The organism is Campylobacter sp. JH23 (assembly GCF_017846595.1).
GTDB lineage: Bacteria > Campylobacterota > Campylobacteria > Campylobacterales > Campylobacteraceae > Campylobacter_D > Campylobacter_D coli.
Genome location: NZ_JAEQBP010000005.1, coordinates 148,913 through 165,525 on the forward strand (window position 1 = coordinate 148,913; position 16,613 = coordinate 165,525).

The following is a 16,613-nucleotide window of genomic DNA, read 5'->3' on the forward strand; positions in this document are numbered from 1 at the left end:
ATGAAAGAATTACTCCAAAAACTCTGGCAAAATGAACTCCAGCTTTTAGATTTTAATGCAAGCTTTAAAGATAAAAATATTCTTGATGTTTCCGAACTTGCTATCATATTGAGTGTTAATAAGGATAATTATGAAAGATATTTTCTCTTAAAAGAATTTAGCAATATTTGTAAAAAAATTGATTTAAGAGTAGATATTTTTAGCATTCAAAAAGCTCAAATTTGTGTTTTAAATATGTTTAGGGAGGGTTTTATACCTAAACAAGATTTATTAAAAGCCTTGCGAATTTTGCAAAAAATTTCAAACAATGCTGAAATTTTAGAATATATACAAAATATTCAAGTTCAAAGTATCGATAAAAAAGCTTTGTTTCAAAGTGGTTTTAATGAGCTTAATCATATCAATATGGAACTTAGTCAATTGAGTTTTGATGAAAATAGCAAAATAAGACTTCAAAAGACTTTAGAGAAATTTCAAAAATTAGAATTTAATATAGCTATAACAGGTGTTATGAATTCAGGAAAATCAAGCTTGCTTAATGCGCTTTTAAAAGAGGATTTTTTGGGGGTTTCTAATATCCCTGAAACCGCAAATTTGACTTTATTAAGCTATGGCAATACTCAAGAGGCCGTGATTTATTTTTGGGATACTCAAGAATGGGATAATATATTAAAAAGTTCCAAATTTAGCAAGGAGCTTAAAGAATTCATCGATGAGCTTGCTTTAAAAATCGATATTAAAGAATATGTTCAAGATAAGGCTTTAACACAAAAAATCAATCTAAAGGAGCTTAAAGAGTTTAGTTCTGCTAAAAACCAAATTTCTGCTCTTATTAAGAAGATAGAAATCAAAAGCAATTTGGAATTTTTAAAAAACAATATCTCTATAGTGGATACTCCAGGACTTGATGATATAGTCGTGCAAAGAGAAATTCTAACTAATGAGTATCTTAAAGAAAGCGATTTTTTAATCCATCTTATGAATGCTTCTCAAGCTTTAACACAAAAAGATGCTGAATTTTTAATCCATTGTTTATTGAATTCTCGGCTTAGCAAATTTTTAATTGTCCTTACCAAGGCGGATTTGTTAAGCCAAAAAGATTTAGATGAAGTGATAAATTACACCAAAGAAAGTCTTAAGGCTAGACTTGAAAATTTTGACACGCATTTGATAGAAAAGATAGATTTTTTATGTGTAAGCGCAAAAATGGCAAGTGATTTTTACAAGGGTTTATCTTCTGAAGAAAGCTTTAAGAAAAGTGGCATGAAAGAATTTGAGGAATATCTTTTTAATGAGCTTTATTCTGGAGAAAAAAGTAAAATTATTTTACAAGCCTATAAAAAAGAATTGCTTTTAGAGCTTAGAAATATTTTAAATGAATATGAAATGCAAAACAAGCTTATAAAAGAAGACGGGCAAGGCTTAAGCGAAGAAAATGATAAACTTTTATTGGAATTTAAGGCTAAAGAAGAAGCGCTTAAGGAGGCAAAAGAAGAGATTTCAAATTCGATTTTAAATCTTGAAAATTTTGAAAATGGGGTGGATAATCTTGTTTTATTATTGGCTAAAAAGCTCAAAGAGCGTTTGATTGATGAGATTAAATATCTAAAAGATAAAGCCCAAAAAATTAACATTAATCGTATTTTAAATATGATAGATATCACGGTTAAAGATGGTATTAATGATATTTTAAGAGAAGTTAAATTTGAAAATATTAAAAAAATAGAGGAATTAAAAACAAGTTTGGCTTTAAAATATGATTTCTTAAAAGATGATTTTGACAATGGATTTGAAGGCTTTAAAGATGAAATTTCTAAAAAGATAGAAAATATTTTTAGTGATGAAAAATTTGCATTGTTAAGACTGCAAATCGAGCAAATTATCTCTACCAAAGTCGATTTATTTGAGCTTGAAACAAAATTAACAGAAGTGATTTTTAGCACTTTTGAAAGTTTTAATATAGGTGCTATATTAAAGGATTTGGATATCAATGGCGCCTTTTTTGCTTTCTTGAATGAAAGAATGAAAAATTATGAAGTATTGCAAAAAGAAAAGTTAGCGAGTATTGAACATTTAATCAATAATCTTAAAAATCAAAATGCTGACATTTTATTTTCTTATGAGGGAAATTTGGAAAAAATTGCAAAATTACAACAGCTTGAAGTGGAGCTTATGAATGCAAATTAATATTTTAAATCATTTTATAAAGGCTTATGAAGATGCCTATAATATAGATTTTGATAAAAGTTTTGAAGGGCAAATTAAAATGTTGTGTAAAAAACTAAATGAGCCTTTCATGCACCCAAGCTATAATCTTATTCAAGAGCTTGAAGAATTGAGTTTTTCTTTAGATAAAAATATTAATATTGCTATCATAGGACAATTTTCAAGTGGAAAATCAACCCTTTTGAATTTAATCCTAAAAAAAGAATGCTTGCCTACTGGAGTAGTGCCTGTTACTTTTAAACCCACTTTTTTGCGTTATGCGGATGAGTATTTTTTAAGAGTTGAATTTCAAGATGGAAGTGATGAAATCACTCATATAGAGGAGTTGGCAAAATACACAGATCAAAGAAATAATGTAAAAGAAACAAAAAGTTTGCATATTTTTGCACCCATACCTTTGCTTAAAAAAATCACCCTAGTGGACACTCCAGGGCTTAATGCTAATGAAGATGATACTTTAACCACCCTAAAGGAGCTCCAAAATATCCACGCGGCAATTTGGTTAAGTTTGATCGATAATGCAGGAAAAAAGAGCGAAGAAGATGCTATAAAGGCAAATTTGGAGCTTTTGGGTGAAAATAGCATTTGTGTGTTAAATCAAAAAGATAAGCTTAGCGCTCAAGAATTAGAAAATGTGTTAAATTATGCCAAAACAGTTTTTTCTAAATATTTTAAAGAATTAATTGCCATTTCTTGCAAGGAAGCAAAAGATGAAACAAAATATGAAGAATCTAATTTTAATCTTTTGTTAGATTTTTTAGATAACTTAGATGAGAAAGCCTTAAAACAAAAATTTACAAAGAGAAAAATGCTTCATTTATGTCAAGTTTTAGAGGATGAAAATAGGCTTTTTGTGGATATTTTTGATAAGCTTGCAAATCAATTTCAAATTTATCAAGAGAAATTAAATTCTTCTTTTGATGATTTTATAAAAGAAGTTCAAATTTTAAATCATCAAATTTTAAATAAGCTTAAAAGCATTGGCGAAAGAATTGCGAGTGAAATTTTTAATTGCATTAAAGAAAAAGAGGCTCATTTTTATAAAGAAGCCAAGGGATTTTTGAAAAAAGATTTGTATGTAAAATACGATTATAAAGCTCCTTTTATTTCGAGCGATGATGCTTTTTTGGCAATGTTTTACAACAGCGATATAATGAATAAAGAATTTAAAAAAATCAAAAATGAAATTTACGAATCATTTGAAAAAATAAAACAAAAATTGAAAGATTTTATAGACAATTTAGAAAAAGACATTTTGCTTTTTAAAGCTGAATTTTCAAATATACAAAAAGATAATATCTTGCAAAGCGATAAAAATTTTAGCGAACTTAGGGCTTTTTGCAATGCAAGCGATGAGTACTTTTTAAAAGACTTTAAAGAGCTTTTATTTAAAAGTTTGCTAGAGTTGGATTTATTTTTTGAAAAGTTAAATCTCAAAGCTTTTGCAAATTATGCAAACGCTACAAAATTAAGCTTGGCATTTTTCAGTAGAAAAATCAATGAAAGTCGAGTTCTTTATGAGCTAGATAGTTCCGAATTTACGCTTTTTTATCCTAAAAAGAGTGAAATTTATGAAAGGGTTTTAACTGAGCTTAATGCTTATGAATTTGAAGCTTTGCTTATCAATAAACCGATTTTAGTAAAAATATCTAATCATTTTTTAGAACAAAATACAAATATAATTCAAGAAAAAAATAAAATTTTAGACTTAAAAAAAGTAGAATTACAAAAACGCAAAGAGCAAATTTTAGAAGTCAGAAGTGTATTGAAGGAAAATTTATGAGGATATTTTTCATTTTATCTTTATTTTTTCACACTCTTTTTGCTGTGAATGATTTAGATAATGCTTTAAGGCTTTATGAGGGAAATAAATTTGTAAAAGCATATGAAATTTTTGAAAGACTTTGCGAAAAAGACAATGCTAGAGCTTGCTTTTCTTTAGCCTATATGAATGAAAATGCTCAAGGAGTTGCAAGAGATTTTGATAAAGCGTGTAAATTTTATGATAAATCCTGCAAACTCGGTTTGACTAAGGCTTGTTCTAATATGGCCTTAACCTTACAAGATCTAGGTTATGTTAATGAATCCCTTTTGGCATTTAACAAGGCTTGTAATTTAGGTGAATCTTCAAGTTGTAATCATATGGGTTTGGTTTATGAAGATGAAAAAGATGGTCAAATGGCTACGCATTTTTATAAAAGATCTTGCGATTTAAAAGACGCTAGAGCTTGCTATAAATTAGGCTTTTTGTATGAAAGAGGAGAGCTTGTAAGGCAAAATCTTAAATCAGCTTTGGCTTTTTATTCTAAATCTTGTACTTTAGGTTTTACAGAGGCTTGTTATTTGATCGGACGTTATTATGAGCTTGAGAAAAAAGATTTGAAAAAGGCTAAGAGATATTTAGGTATGGCTTGCGATAAAAAACACCAAGAAGCTTGTGCTGCTTATAGAAAGCTAAATTCTCAAGATATAGAAATTTATTAAAATGTTATCAAAAATATTTTAAGAAACTAAACTAAAATTGATTGGATTATTTTGTGAATTTTGTTGATAAATTTTGCCAATGAAATTTTTAAAGTCTTTGTTTGCTTGTGTTTCTTCGAAATTATCTTTAGAATCTTGATTATTTATATCAAGATTTTCTTGCTTTTCTTCGTTTTCTTCTTTTTTCTCTTGTGCTTCTTGCGCTTTAAGTTTTGTTGCTTCAGCTCTTGCTTCAAATTCCATTTTTAGAGCATTTGCAGCGACTTTATAATCTTGCGGACTAGGATCAGCAGGCGCCATGGCTGCTGCAACGACTTGACGCGCATTGGCGATAGTTTCTTCAGGTGTCCTTCCTTTTTGCATTCTTATAGGAACTTCACCTGCTGTGGCATACATTTGATTATCAGGTCCTCTTGTGTAGCTAAAGCTTGCAGCTCCAGCTAAACCACCTCCAGCGGCTTGATGTGCTGCTTCGTGAGCTTTTACATTTCTGTCTATACTTTGAAGCTCACGCACTTGTTGTACTTGTTGCATGGTAAGCTCAACGCCATTTATCATTTGAGTTTGTTCATTGTTTTGTTTTGAGTCTTTATTTTGTGAGTTTGTATTTTCTGTATTTTCTTGTTCGGCATTATTTTTTTGTGTTTTATCATAATAAGAGGAATTGCTAGCATAGTTGTAATTTAAGCCAATTTGCATTTTTCCTCCTTTATTTTTTTGTATATTTTAGACAATATTAACGCATTTTGACTTAAAATTTTGATAAATTTTGTAAAATAACAATCAATACAATTTTAAAGGAAGATTAATGATTTATGAGAATGACTTGATTTATATCGAAAAAGAGGAAGCTCAAGTGCCATGGATTAAAATTTTTACCAAGCAAGTTTATAAAGAATTTAGCGATTGTCCCTATGAACTTCAAAAAGAAATTTTTGACAAAATTTTGCGATGTGAAAAGGCTATGATAGAATTTTACAAACCTGAAAAAATCAATATTGCTTCTTTTGCAAACTATGTTCCAAGGGTACATTTTCATATAATGGCGAGATTTAAAGAGGATGCTTTTTTTCCAGAATGTATGTGGGGCAAGCAGCAAAGAGAATTAAAAGACTTAAATTTGCCTAGTTTTGATGAATTTGTGATTTTTCTTAAAAATAAAATGGACTAAAATTATCATTAATGGTTGATTGTTTTTTGTTTATTAGAATTCTTTTTACATAAAAATACAAAAAAAGGAAAAAAATGAAAAAGATTTTATTAAGCTCTCTTGTTGCAGCTTCTTTGTTGAGTGCAGGTTTATTTGCTAAAGAATATACTTTAGATAAAACTCACACTGATGTAGGTTTTAAAATTAAACATTTGCAAATTAGCAATGTAAAAGGAAATTTTCAAGATTATGATGCGGTAATTGACTTTGATCCTGCAAGTTTTGAATTTAAAAAACTTGAAGCAACAATTAAAGTAGCATCTGTAAATACAGACAATCAAACAAGAGATAATCACTTACAACAAAATGATTTTTTCAAAGCAAAACAATTCCCTAATATGACTTTTGTAATGAAAAAATATGAAAAAATCGATAACGAAAAGGGTAAAATGACAGGAACTTTAACCATAACAGGCGTTTCTAAAGATGTGGTTTTAGATACTGAAATCGGCGGTACAGCTAAGGGTAAAGATGGAAAAGAAAAAGTAGGTTTTTCTTTAAATGGTAAAATCAAACGCTCTGATTTTAACTTTGCGCCAGGTACTTCAACTATTACTTTAAGTGATGATATTAATTTAAATATCGAAGTTGAAGCGAACGAAAAATAATTTTTTAGTCTAAGAGTCTTGCTCTTAGACTTTGTAAATTTTTATCCAAATTTTCTTCACTTTCTTGCCAAATCAATTTAAAATCCGGTTTAAAATTTTCATTTTCTAAATTAAATTCCGTGTTTTTCAAGGTGGATTCTAAAAAAGCAAGATGATTTAAAGCTTGATTTTTATCATTAAAAATTAAAATAAAATCATTTTCTACGATAAAAATTTTTGCTCTAAAGCGTTTTAAAATTTTTGCAATTTGTTTTAAAATGAGTTTGGTATAGCTTTCTTTAGTATCTTTTAGTTCATTAAAATGAAGCAAGGCAATGATATAGTTGTTTTTTCCTTTTGTAAAGCGTGTAAGGCTTTTTTCATTGGGTAGCTTTGTTAAGGTGTCAAAAAAAGCTAACCTATAAGCGTAATTTAAAAGATAAAAACAAAAAACCAAACTTGCAAATTCAAAATATCTTATTCCTGTTCCTTCTTGGAATAAAAACTGAAAATATGCAGCAAAAAATGCGATAAGAAGATAATATTCTTTAGTTTTAAAAGTTTTGATAAAAATGAGTATTAAGCCGACTAAAAAAAATAAAAATCCTAATTCACTCACAGGTTTAAAAAAATTTAATGTAATAAAATGGAATTCTAAACCAGCGCTATTGAAAGTAGTATTTCTAGGTAAAATGATACTTAAAATGCCTATAAAAATAAGGGTTGTAATTGAGGCGATATTTTTTTTATTTAAAATTAAAACATGATGTTTTCCAAGGCAAAATAGAGTAAAAATCATAGGTAAAAACAAAGCCACAAATAAATTAGCTTGAAAAAAACTTGTATAAAAATAAGGCAACTTAGCTCCTAGTAATACTAAAGTCAAAAAGAAAATTTTTGAATTTTTAAAGTAAAAGGATAGCACAAGAGCTGAAATTTCAAAAATAAAACTCAATGATATTAAAAAATCTAATAAAAACATTTCAAATCCTTGATTTTAATAAAAGTGATAATTGTATAGAAAAAAGCTTAAAAGCGGATTTTATTTAAATTTAGCAATTTCATCTTGTATGGTTTGTTCTATATGAAGCAATTCTTCATGAGTTTTTTTGCTATTTTCTAAAAGTTCATCAAATTTAAAGCCAAGCATAACAATACGATATAAATTGGGTTTGTATTTTCTCCAATTATATAAAGTGCTAACATCAATGTCTAGTTCATATGCCATATCACGCTTGCTCTTTTTTGTCATTTTTTACCTCAAAAATTTAGCCTTTAAAAAATTTTACATTAAAATTTCTTTATTAAAAACACTTGAAATATTCAATCTTTTATATAAAATATATTTAATATTTCAATATTAATTAAGTTATAGTATGGAATAATTCGAGATATTTTTTAATTTTCAAGGAGTAGTTATGGATTTCAATTCGGTTCTTTTCAGCATTGGCGATAAATTGCCAAAAGATGCAACATCTACCGTGATGCTAAAAGAGAAATTTGATCGCTTAAATGAGGATAAACAAAAAGAAGTAGTAGCACAGCTTCCAATGATAAAACTAAAAAGTCCCGCTTTAGTATTTTGGGTAGGGACTTTTTTATTTGGTGCTTTTGGAGTGGGTCGTTTTATGATAGGAGATTGGGTTTTAGGGCTTATACGCTTGGGAATTACAATTGTAGCTATGTTTTGTGGTATTTTAATGATTACATATAGTGCTTTAGGGATAATATATGGTTTGTTGTGGCTTGTTAATTGGATTTGGTGGATTGTAGATATGTTTTTAGTGGGTAAAAAATTAAGAAAACAAAATTTTGAAAAGATTGCAAATATTATACAATAATTTCGAGTTTTTATGAAAAACAATCAAAAATAAGTTTGCAAAATATTTTTATTAAGTTTTTAGTAAATTTTGTTTTTGTGGCAAGTGAGATTTAGAATTCTTAAGCAATAAAGAAAATTGCTTTTAAATATTTTGTCTGTTGCTCCAAATATTGCACAGGTTTTTTTAGAGATTACAAGTAAAATGGTGAACTTGGTACAGATGAATAGAAACTAAAATATTATTTAGGTGAACAAAAAAGGAGGAAATTAATGAAATGTTTTAATGCGAAATTTATGTTTGTTGGAATTTTGGCAGTATTTTTGAGTGCTTGTAGTAACGGTATTCCAAAATGTAGTGATCAAGATGTACAAAATGTTTTAACTGAGATTATTTTAGAACACAATTTTGGTAGATTTTCTGAGGTTGATCGTAAAAAGTTGAAATTTACTTATAGTGGTTTTATGAGCGATTTAACCGATAAGGAAAGTAAAACACAGTATTGTAAAGCTCAAGTAAAAGCAAATGGAAGTATTGATTCTCGCCCTTACAAATGGGATGCTTGGATCGAGTATTTTGCTAGATATACTGATGATGGTATGGTATATGTAGAAATTACTAGATAACTTTTTAAGGCAAAAATGCCTTAAAAAGTTAATTTTAAGGAGACTGGATATGGATTATAATGTTTTTCTTTTAAATATACAAGATAAAATAAATCAAGAAGATTTTTTCAATTTAAAGCTTAAGTTTGAACAATTACAAAATAAAAAAGAAGCTTTATCAAATTTGGTATTTTTAAGACTTCAAGATCCTATAAAACCTCTAATTATGAGTATGATATGTGGTTTTTTTAAGTTTAGGTTGGTTGGCAATCGATAGATTTATGATAAAAGACTATGCATTAGGAATATTGCGTATAATATTATCTTTATTTCCTTGTGTGTTATTTTTGATACTAGGAATTAGCTATGAAAATGATTCTAACTCGGATATTTCTGAAATTTTTTTCGGGTTGTTTGGAATTTTTCTATTATTGGGCATTATTTGGTGGGGAGTAGATTTATTTTTAGTCTATAAAAAAATTAAAAAACAAAATTATAATAAAATTATAGAATTTATTTTTAACTATCAAAAAATTTAATTTTAAAATTAAAAATTCAAGCCTTTTTCGCTACAATTTCTTAAAAATTTTTATAAGTAAAAAATTTAAGGAAAATCATGGTTGAAGTAAAAAATCTTACTATGCGTTTTGCAAATCAGCTTTTATTTGAAAATGTTAATTTAAAGCTTGTTCGAGGACAAAGATACGGACTAATAGGAGCTAATGGTGCAGGAAAATCGACTTTTTTAAAAATTCTTTCAGGAGAAATTGAGTCAAGTAGTGGTGAAATAGTATTTGATGAAGGCTTGAAAATTGCAGTTTTAGGACAGGATCAATTTGCTTTTGAAAACTACACCATCAAAGATGCAGTGATGTGTGCAAATAAGCGTTTATATGAGGCCTTAAAAGAAAAAGAAAAGCTTTATATGAGCGAGGAATTTACTGATGAGATCAATGAGCGTTTAGGTGAGCTTGAGATAATAACGGCTGAAGAGGATCCAAATTATGATTGTGAAACACGTTGTGAGAAAATTTTAAGCTCTTTAAAAATCAAAGATTTTGATGTTTTGATGAGCACCTTGCAAAGCGCAGACAAATTTAAAGTCTTGCTTGCGCAAGTATTGTTTTTAGGAGCAGATGTACTTTTTTTAGATGAGCCTACAAATAACCTTGATTTAGAGGCAATTTCTTGGCTTGAAAATGAACTTTTAAGACATGAGGGAACCTTGGTGGTGATTTCTCATGATAGGCATTTTTTAAATAAAATTTGTACAAGAATTTTAGATGTAGATTTTAAACAAATTCGTGATTTTGCGGGAAATTATGATGATTGGTATATGGCTTCAACACTTTTAGCTAAACAAGCTGAACTTAAGCGCGATAAAACTTTAAAAGAAAGAGAAGAATTAGAAAATTTTATCCGCCGTTTTAGTGCGAATGCTTCTAAGGCAAAACAAGCTACAAGTCGTGCAAAGGCTTTGGAGAAATTGGAGCTTGAAGAGATTAAAATTTCAAGTCGCAGGGATCCAAGTATAGTTTTTAGAACAAATCGTGAAATAGGAAATGAAGTTTTAGAGCTTAAGGGTATTAGTAAGGCTTATGATAAAGAATTGTTTTCAAATTTAGAATTAAAAATCGAAAAAAATGACAAAATTGCTTTAATTGGTGCAAATGGTGTAGGTAAGTCAACTTTGGCTAAAATCATTGCCAATGCTATTGCTCCTGATAGCGGTTCTATACACCTTGGAGCGACTATAGAACTTGGATATTTTCCTCAAGATACAAGTAATTTAATTTGTGAAAATTTGAAACTTTACGAATGGCTTATGAGTGAAAAATTCAAAGATTTGGATGAAATTCGAAAGTGTTTAGGTAGAATGCTTTTTAGTGGTAGTGATCAAGAGAAAATGGCAGCGAGCTTAAGCGGAGGGGAAAAACATCGTTTAATGCTTTCGCGTTTGATGCTAGAGCGCCCAAATTTTTTACTTTTGGATGAGCCTGATAACCATTTGGATCTTGAGAGTATCATAGCCCTTGGTGAAGCTTTGTATAATTTCAAGGGTGTTGCACTTTGTATAAGTCACGATAGGGAGCTGGTTTCTGCTTTTGCTAATCGTATTTGGCACTTAAAAGATGGAGAACTGACTGATTTTCGTGGAACTTACCAAGAATTTTTAGGAGAAAATGATGGCTAAATTTAGAATTCAGTATAGCGCAGGCTTTGGACATTTTACCCAAAATCATAAAGGCTTTGGACCTACTATTTATATAGAAGAAGTAGTGGAATTTGACAATGGTAAGGATTATTTTGATTATATAGATTTTTACAATACTTATTCAAAAAGCGATGATACTTATTTTCATATCAGTTTTTTAGAAGATAGACCTTTAAGCGACAAAGAAATCACCATACGCAATGAATATCGTAAAATACGCGATGAAAATTGCAAGAGAGCAAAAGAAGAATTTATAAGAGATAATGAACTTGATGTGGAGCATTTACCAACTCATGGTGATTAAGGAACACTTTTTGCTTGTATAGTTTTTGCATATTTTGAAAGGAGAAAGCTATGCAAGTAAGTTATAAAACTATTAGCTCATATGAATATGATGCGATTAGTGGTCAGTATAAGCAGGTGGATAAGCAAGTAGAAGATTATTCTTCGACTTCTGATTCTGATTTTATGGATATATTAAGTAAATTAGAGGAAAATTCGGGTATTTCTAGTACGGAAGAAAATTTACAAAACAATACCCAAAGTTCAAATTCTAATTCCTCTCAATACGCACAAATGTCAAGCATGTATGCTTATCGTTTTAGGCAAAACGAGGGCGAACTTTCTTTAAAAGCTCAAAGTGCGAGTGTGCATAATGATCTTTTAAATCAAAATGCAAATGGACAAAATAAAGACAGTAGTCTTTTAGGTGATTTACTTAACGCGATTTAAATTAAAGCCTCAAACGAGGCTTTAAGATAGATTATAATTTCTCTATTTCAAAAGGTGTAAATTGGGCGCAAAAGATTTCAAACTTTTGCTCTTCCTCTTCGTTTAAATTTAAGCTTAAAATCACTTTTTCATTTTTAAAGTCTCGCTCAAATTCCAAAGAGTGAGTTCTTAAAAAATGTTCGAAGCGATTGAGATTTTTAAAATCTATGGCAATTTTGATATTTTTTTTAAATTCAAAAGTTAGCAAGGAGGCATTGTTAATCGCTGCATTTGCCGCGTCACTATAAGCTCTTACAAGTCCTCCTGTCCCAAGTTTGGTGCCACCAAAATATCTTACAGTGATGACTGCAGTGTTGACAAGATCATACCCTCTTAAAACATTTAAAGAAGGTATGCCTGAAGTGCCCTTAGGCTCGCCATCATCACTTTTATCTTCTATGATTTGATTGTATTCATTTAAAGTTCGATAAGCATAAACAAAATGAACGGCTTTGGGGTGTTCTTTTTTTAAATTTACAAGCAAATTTTTAAAATCTTTAAAAGGGCAAAGATAGGATAAAAAAGTAGATTTTTTAATTTCAATTTGTGCTTGAAAAATTTGATCAATTGTTTGCATTTTCGCCTTTTTATTTGGTATTATGATTAAATAAGGTAAAATATAATGTATTAATAAAATTTTTAAAAATATACTATAATTTTACAAAAATTAAGGAAAGAAATGTCAAAAACAAGTCAAAAATTTATGAATTCATTCAAAAGTTATAAAAGAAATAAAATGGGGTGTTACAAGGTTGGCTTTTTATAAAAATATTTTTATTTTATACATTAGGCATGGGATTATTTTTTGAAATTTACATCAGTTCATATTTTAAGTTTAATTTTGTAAAATCAAATTTATGGAAAAAATCAAAAATTATAAGCTTATTATTCTTTTACTTGCTTTTGATTTACTTGCTTTGCTTTATGGAATTTCAACCCTTAGCATTAGTGTTGATGAGGCTAAAATTTATTTTGAAGAAAAAGGAAGTTTTCTTTTTTTTAATCATAGTTTGCTTTATTATCTCACACATTTTGGAACTTTTGTTTTTGGACAAAATGACTTTGGTTTAAGAATTCCTATTTTATTTTTTCATTTTTTAAGTTGTATTTTACTTTATATTTTGGCTTTAAAATATACAAAAACTCATTTTGATAGCTTCTTATCTCTTTTGCTTTTTGTATTGTTGCCAGGAACGGTTGCAAGTGCTTTGTTGGTAAATGAAGCCTCTATAGTGATTTTTTTAACGCTAGCTATAATTTGTGCGTATGAATATGAAAAAAAATGGATTTTTTATCCGCTTTTGATTTTAGCTTTATTTGTAGATAAGTCTTTTAATATTTTATTTTTAACCTTTTTCTTTTTTGGAATTTATAAAAGAAATTCTTTTTTATTGACTTTGGCCCTTGTACTTTTTGGTTTGAGCATAAGCTTTTATGGTTTTGATACAGGTGGGCGTCCAAGAGGATATTTTTTGGATACTTTGGGAATTTTCGCCGCTTGTTTTTCGCCGCTTGTTTTTATTTATTTTTTTTATGTAGTTTATCGTTTAACTTTTAAAGAGCAAAAAAGTTTACTATGGTTTTTAATGAGCGTAACCTTTATTTTTTGTTCCTTGCTTTCTTTGAGGCAAAAGCTTTATTTGGAGGATTTTTTGCCATTTTGTGTGATTTGCACTCCGCTACTTATTAAAACCTTGATGGCAAGTTATAGGGTGCGTTTACCGCAATTTAGATTAAGATATAAAATTTTTATAGAATGCTCTATCATTTTTTTACTATTTTGTTATTTTGTTATCATAGGAAATCAAATTTTATATTATTTTGTTTCTGATCCAAAATATAATTTTGCTAATAACTATCACCTTGCTAAAGAATTAAGCAAAGAGCTTAAAAAACAAGAAATTTTTAAATTAAGAGTTGGCACATCTTTGCAGCCAAGATTGAAATTCTATGGTATTGAAGATAGTAATACTTTTTATCTAAAAAGTATTAAAAATAAAGACCAGCTTGATAAAAATAAAAAAAATATTACAATAAAGCTAGGAAAATTTGAAAAAATTTATCAAATCCAAAGATACTAGTGATGCTTTTACGCTTTTTGAGCTAGTTTTAGTTGTTTTAATCTTAGGCCTTGTGATTTCCATAGCACAAATCAATCTAAAACAAGATAGACTCATGCAAGGTGCAAAGCAAATTCTTAATGACATACGCTATGTAAGAACTTTAGCAATGACTCAAGAGAGTTTTAGGGATTTGGAATTAGCAGTGGCAAAAAGAGAGTGGTATAAAAGTAGATGGCAATTATATTTTATCAATTCAGCAGCAACAAATTATGAGCAAACTTATACGATATTTTTAGATAAAAATGGTGATGGAAACGCTAATTTAGGAAAAACTGAAATCAATATTGATCGTGAAATTGCTGTAGATATTATAAACCCCAAAAAATTAATGAATTCAGGACAAAGTGGAGTTATTGATAAGAGCGATAGTAAGACTACTCAAAGATTTAATATTTTTAAAAAATTTGGTATAAAAAAAGTAGAATTTAAAGGTTCGTGTAGGGGTTCTACAAGGATAGTTTTTGATGAAAGAGGAAGATTATATTCTCCTTTGCGAACTTCTCAAGGTGTTTATGATAAAAATTTAGCTAAAACTAATCAAGACTGTGTCATACGCTTAAGCTCAATACAGGCAAATCAAATTTGCATTATAGTCAATCCGCTTAGTGGTTTTGCTTACATACCTAAATTTCAAGATTTTAACAAGCAAATGATAATGATAAATGGTGTACTTTCTCAATGTTCTAAAATTTAGAATGCTTTAATTTTTAATATAAATTTGCTATAATTTGAATGCAAATATTAAACAAAGGAGAAAATAATGAATCGATTAGGAATTTCAGCAAGATTGTATTTCAGTTTTGCTTTGATTATTTTTATTATGCTGTTTATAGCTGTTTTTTCAATAGCTAAAGTGAATTTTTTAGATAAAACTCTTACAACAGCAACAGGGGAAAACGCTTTGATTTCTCGTCAAGCGATTAATTTTAGGGGAAGTATCCATGATAGATCAATTTTAATTCGTGATGTCGTTTTAGTACAAGATCAGGAGGACTTAAGAAAAACTTTAGCTCAAATACAAAAATTGGAAAAAGATTATGAAGAAGCTGAGCTTATTTTAAATGATATTGTAGCTAAGGGTGGTGGTGATTCAAATGTACGCTCTATGATAGAGGATATTGCAAAAACTAAGAAAAATACCGTGCAAATTTATCAAAAGATTATTGACGCAGTGGTGAAAGAAAATGATATTCAATCAGCAACTAAAATGGTTTTAGATTCTGCTAGACCAGAATTTATTTTATGGTTAGCTCAAACAAATAAATTGATTGATTATAAAGAGTTAGCCAATCAAGAATTAACTCAAATAGCACTTTTAGAAAGTAAATCTTTTCAATTTATCATGATGAGTATCATTATAATTGCTTTAATTATTTCTATGGTTATTGCTTATTTGATAGTGAGATATATTAAAAAATCCGTAGGTGGTGAACCAAGAGATGTAAATAGAATTATCACCGAAGTTGCTAATGGAAATTTAACACAGCCAATTCATACAGAATATAAACAAAGTATACTTTATTCTATTTCTAGAATGCAAAATCAATTACGAAATATAGTCCAAAAAATGATTACTATTTCTAATGAGTTAAACCACAAAGCTGATTTGGTGGTAGGTCGTATAAGTGAAACTGAAAAGGCAGTGATTTTTCAAGGCGAAACTTCTAGAGAATCTGCTCTTAAAATTCGAGAAATCAGTCAAAAAACACAAAATGTTTCCAAAATGGCTCTAGAAACAGAAGAAAATTCAAAAAATACCACTCAAGTTTGTCAGAATAATAAAAAATATGCCGAGGATACAGCTTCTCAAATGGAATATATCGCAAGCAATTCTTCTAGAGTTTCTCAGCAAATTGCCTTGCTTAGCGAACATGCTAAGAATATAGGAACAAGTACAGAACTTATTAGTGAGATTACAGATCAAACTAATTTACTTGCTCTAAACGCAGCCATAGAAGCTGCTAGAGCGGGAGATGTAGGTAGAGGTTTTGCCGTCGTTGCTGATGAAATTCGTAAATTGGCTGAAAAAACAGGCGGGGCAACAGATCAAATTGCTATAATTAACAAACAAATTCAAGAAGAAACGATAGCAACAGTAGGCGTTATAGAAGAGTCTATACCATTGATTTCTCAAGGTAAAAGTTTAAGCGAAGAGGTAAGAGATAGTGTGGATTTAATCTACAAACAAGCTAATGACAGTCTTTTTAAAGCACAAGAGGTAAATCAAGAGGTAGCCGCCCAAGTAAAATTAATGGAAGAAATTGAAGAAAAAATTATAACAGTGGCAGATATTTCTTCTAAAACTCAACAAGCGGTTAGTGAAAATAAAAATGCAATGACAGAACTAAAAAATATTTCGGATAATCTTCAAGCTGAAATAGCTATTTTCAAGCTCTAAGCACCTATAACCCCCAACCACCCAAAAATAAGGCTAAATTTCTAGCCTTATTTAATCCTCCTTTAAGCTTAATTGGTTATACTTTCATTTCCTTTTTCAGAAAAGGACTTAAGATCTTTAAATTATAGTCTAAAGTTAACTAAAGTTAAATTAAGATTTTATAAACCCTATGTT

19 protein-coding genes are annotated in these 16,613 nt (G+C 28.9%); 15 read left to right on the forward strand and 4 right to left on the reverse strand.

From position 1 onward, the window contains the following. The 3 genes from KAR88_RS06555 to KAR88_RS06565 are packed head-to-tail and all read left to right on the forward strand — an operon-like array spanning position 1 to position 4,710. Positions 1–2,187, forward strand: a complete 2,187-nt coding sequence (locus tag KAR88_RS06555; RefSeq protein WP_002778389.1) for a dynamin family protein — start codon at positions 1–3, stop codon at positions 2,185–2,187. Next, the gene (locus KAR88_RS06560) at positions 2,177–4,009 is read left to right on the forward strand and encodes a dynamin family protein (protein ID WP_002783117.1); all 1,833 of its coding nucleotides are present in this window, start codon (positions 2,177–2,179) and stop codon (positions 4,007–4,009) included. Before KAR88_RS06555 ends, KAR88_RS06560 begins: the two co-directional genes overlap by 11 nt. Further along, the gene (locus KAR88_RS06565; protein ID WP_072232407.1) at positions 4,006–4,710 is read left to right on the forward strand and encodes a tetratricopeptide repeat protein; all 705 of its coding nucleotides are present in this window, start codon (positions 4,006–4,008) and stop codon (positions 4,708–4,710) included. The genes KAR88_RS06560 and KAR88_RS06565 overlap by 4 nt, the downstream gene beginning before the upstream one ends. Positions 4,711–4,728: 18 nt before the next feature. Here the strand turns inward: KAR88_RS06565 and KAR88_RS06570 are convergent, their stop codons facing one another. Then, a complete protein-coding gene (locus KAR88_RS06570; protein WP_173938331.1) occupies positions 4,729–5,409 on the reverse strand; it encodes a putative metalloprotease CJM1_0395 family protein in 681 nt (226 codons plus the stop codon). Positions 5,410–5,518: 109 nt separating this feature from the next. On the opposite strand from KAR88_RS06570, the gene KAR88_RS06575 reads away from it, so the two are divergent. Continuing rightward, complete coding sequence (locus KAR88_RS06575; RefSeq protein ID WP_002778398.1) at positions 5,519–5,881, forward strand: HIT family protein; 363 nt, start codon at positions 5,519–5,521, stop codon at positions 5,879–5,881. Between the two features lie 74 nt (positions 5,882–5,955). After that, a complete protein-coding gene (locus KAR88_RS06580; protein WP_002789646.1) occupies positions 5,956–6,528 on the forward strand; it encodes a YceI family protein in 573 nt (190 codons plus the stop codon). Between the two features lie 4 nt (positions 6,529–6,532). On the opposite strand, the gene KAR88_RS06585 is transcribed toward KAR88_RS06580, so the two are convergent. Together KAR88_RS06585 and KAR88_RS06590 are read right to left on the reverse strand one after the other, a co-directional pair. After that, positions 6,533–7,489, reverse strand: coding sequence for a membrane protein (locus KAR88_RS06585; protein WP_002778400.1), 957 nt, complete (start codon positions 7,487–7,489; stop codon positions 6,533–6,535). Positions 7,490–7,549: 60 nt separating this feature from the next. Then, the gene (locus KAR88_RS06590; protein WP_002778401.1) at positions 7,550–7,759 is read right to left on the reverse strand and encodes a transcriptional regulator; all 210 of its coding nucleotides are present in this window, start codon (positions 7,757–7,759) and stop codon (positions 7,550–7,552) included. Positions 7,760–7,925: 166 nt separating this feature from the next. Between KAR88_RS06590 and KAR88_RS06595 the strand changes: the two genes are divergently transcribed. From KAR88_RS06595 to KAR88_RS06625, 7 genes are all read left to right on the forward strand, one after another. Next, positions 7,926–8,348 (forward strand): hypothetical protein, encoded by a 423-nt coding sequence (locus tag KAR88_RS06595; protein WP_002778403.1) that lies wholly within the window; start codon positions 7,926–7,928, stop codon positions 8,346–8,348. Between the two features lie 251 nt (positions 8,349–8,599). Further along, positions 8,600–8,953, forward strand: a complete 354-nt coding sequence (locus KAR88_RS06600) for a hypothetical protein (RefSeq protein WP_002778409.1) — start codon at positions 8,600–8,602, stop codon at positions 8,951–8,953. Between the two features lie 49 nt (positions 8,954–9,002). Further along, positions 9,003–9,209, forward strand: a complete 207-nt coding sequence (locus KAR88_RS06605) for a hypothetical protein (protein WP_002778410.1) — start codon at positions 9,003–9,005, stop codon at positions 9,207–9,209. Positions 9,210–9,213: 4 nt separating this feature from the next. Beyond that, positions 9,214–9,471, forward strand: coding sequence for a hypothetical protein (locus tag KAR88_RS06610; RefSeq protein WP_002783102.1), 258 nt, complete (start codon positions 9,214–9,216; stop codon positions 9,469–9,471). Between the two features lie 77 nt (positions 9,472–9,548). Beyond that, a complete protein-coding gene (locus KAR88_RS06615) occupies positions 9,549–11,126 on the forward strand; it encodes an ABC-F family ATP-binding cassette domain-containing protein (protein WP_002778415.1) in 1,578 nt (525 codons plus the stop codon). Further along, a complete protein-coding gene (locus tag KAR88_RS06620) occupies positions 11,116–11,451 on the forward strand; it encodes a hypothetical protein (protein ID WP_004284883.1) in 336 nt (111 codons plus the stop codon). The genes KAR88_RS06615 and KAR88_RS06620 overlap by 11 nt, the downstream gene beginning before the upstream one ends. Before the next feature lie 50 nt (positions 11,452–11,501). Next, the gene (locus KAR88_RS06625; protein WP_002778419.1) at positions 11,502–11,879 is read left to right on the forward strand and encodes a hypothetical protein; all 378 of its coding nucleotides are present in this window, start codon (positions 11,502–11,504) and stop codon (positions 11,877–11,879) included. A gap of 31 nt (positions 11,880–11,910) precedes the next feature. Here the strand turns inward: KAR88_RS06625 and KAR88_RS06630 are convergent, their stop codons facing one another. Continuing rightward, positions 11,911–12,495 (reverse strand): YigZ family protein, encoded by a 585-nt coding sequence (locus tag KAR88_RS06630; protein ID WP_002778421.1) that lies wholly within the window; start codon positions 12,493–12,495, stop codon positions 11,911–11,913. 280 nt (positions 12,496–12,775) lie between these two features. Here KAR88_RS06630 and KAR88_RS06635 point away from each other — a divergent pair, with 280 nt between their 5' ends. The 3 genes from KAR88_RS06635 to KAR88_RS06645 all read left to right on the forward strand — a co-directional run bounded on the left by KAR88_RS06635 (position 12,776) and on the right by KAR88_RS06645 (position 16,439). After that, complete coding sequence (locus KAR88_RS06635) at positions 12,776–13,999, forward strand: glycosyltransferase family 39 protein (RefSeq protein WP_002783096.1); 1,224 nt, start codon at positions 12,776–12,778, stop codon at positions 13,997–13,999. Further along, entirely contained in the window at positions 13,968–14,735 is a 768-nt protein-coding gene (locus tag KAR88_RS06640; RefSeq protein ID WP_002778424.1) for a hypothetical protein, read from the forward strand. Before KAR88_RS06635 ends, KAR88_RS06640 begins: the two co-directional genes overlap by 32 nt. 66 nt (positions 14,736–14,801) lie before the next feature. Further along, positions 14,802–16,439 carry a methyl-accepting chemotaxis protein gene (locus KAR88_RS06645; RefSeq protein WP_002803230.1) on the forward strand — a complete coding sequence of 546 codons (1,638 nt, stop codon included), beginning with the start codon at positions 14,802–14,804 and terminating at the stop codon, positions 16,437–16,439. Positions 16,440–16,613 lie beyond the last annotated feature (174 nt).

Bases quoted from the DNA above. Each gene is read 5' to 3' on its own strand.
- KAR88_RS06575 (WP_002778398.1), top strand. From the start codon at position 5,519: ATGATTTATGAGAATGACTTGATTTATATCGAAAAAGAGGAAGCTCAA.
- KAR88_RS06560 (WP_002783117.1), top strand. From the start codon at position 2,177: ATGCAAATTAATATTTTAAATCATTTTATAAAGGCTTATGAAGATGCC.
- KAR88_RS06615 (WP_002778415.1), top strand. From the start codon at position 9,549: ATGGTTGAAGTAAAAAATCTTACTATGCGTTTTGCAAATCAGCTTTTA.
- KAR88_RS06610 (WP_002783102.1), top strand. From the start codon at position 9,214: ATGATAAAAGACTATGCATTAGGAATATTGCGTATAATATTATCTTTA.
- KAR88_RS06625 (WP_002778419.1), top strand. From the start codon at position 11,502: ATGCAAGTAAGTTATAAAACTATTAGCTCATATGAATATGATGCGATT.
- KAR88_RS06585 (WP_002778400.1), bottom strand. From the start codon at position 7,489: ATGTTTTTATTAGATTTTTTAATATCATTGAGTTTTATTTTTGAAATT.
- KAR88_RS06600 (WP_002778409.1), top strand. From the start codon at position 8,600: ATGAAATGTTTTAATGCGAAATTTATGTTTGTTGGAATTTTGGCAGTA.
- KAR88_RS06635 (WP_002783096.1), top strand. From the start codon at position 12,776: ATGGAAAAAATCAAAAATTATAAGCTTATTATTCTTTTACTTGCTTTT.
- KAR88_RS06595 (WP_002778403.1), top strand. From the start codon at position 7,926: ATGGATTTCAATTCGGTTCTTTTCAGCATTGGCGATAAATTGCCAAAA.
- KAR88_RS06645 (WP_002803230.1), top strand. From the start codon at position 14,802: ATGAATCGATTAGGAATTTCAGCAAGATTGTATTTCAGTTTTGCTTTG.
- KAR88_RS06590 (WP_002778401.1), bottom strand. From the start codon at position 7,759: ATGACAAAAAAGAGCAAGCGTGATATGGCATATGAACTAGACATTGAT.
- KAR88_RS06565 (WP_072232407.1), top strand. From the start codon at position 4,006: ATGAGGATATTTTTCATTTTATCTTTATTTTTTCACACTCTTTTTGCT.
- KAR88_RS06605 (WP_002778410.1), top strand. From the start codon at position 9,003: ATGGATTATAATGTTTTTCTTTTAAATATACAAGATAAAATAAATCAA.
- KAR88_RS06555 (WP_002778389.1), top strand. From the start codon at position 1: ATGAAAGAATTACTCCAAAAACTCTGGCAAAATGAACTCCAGCTTTTA.
- KAR88_RS06630 (WP_002778421.1), bottom strand. From the start codon at position 12,495: ATGCAAACAATTGATCAAATTTTTCAAGCACAAATTGAAATTAAAAAA.
- KAR88_RS06570 (WP_173938331.1), bottom strand. From the start codon at position 5,409: ATGCAAATTGGCTTAAATTACAACTATGCTAGCAATTCCTCTTATTAT.
- KAR88_RS06620 (WP_004284883.1), top strand. From the start codon at position 11,116: ATGATGGCTAAATTTAGAATTCAGTATAGCGCAGGCTTTGGACATTTT.
- KAR88_RS06580 (WP_002789646.1), top strand. From the start codon at position 5,956: ATGAAAAAGATTTTATTAAGCTCTCTTGTTGCAGCTTCTTTGTTGAGT.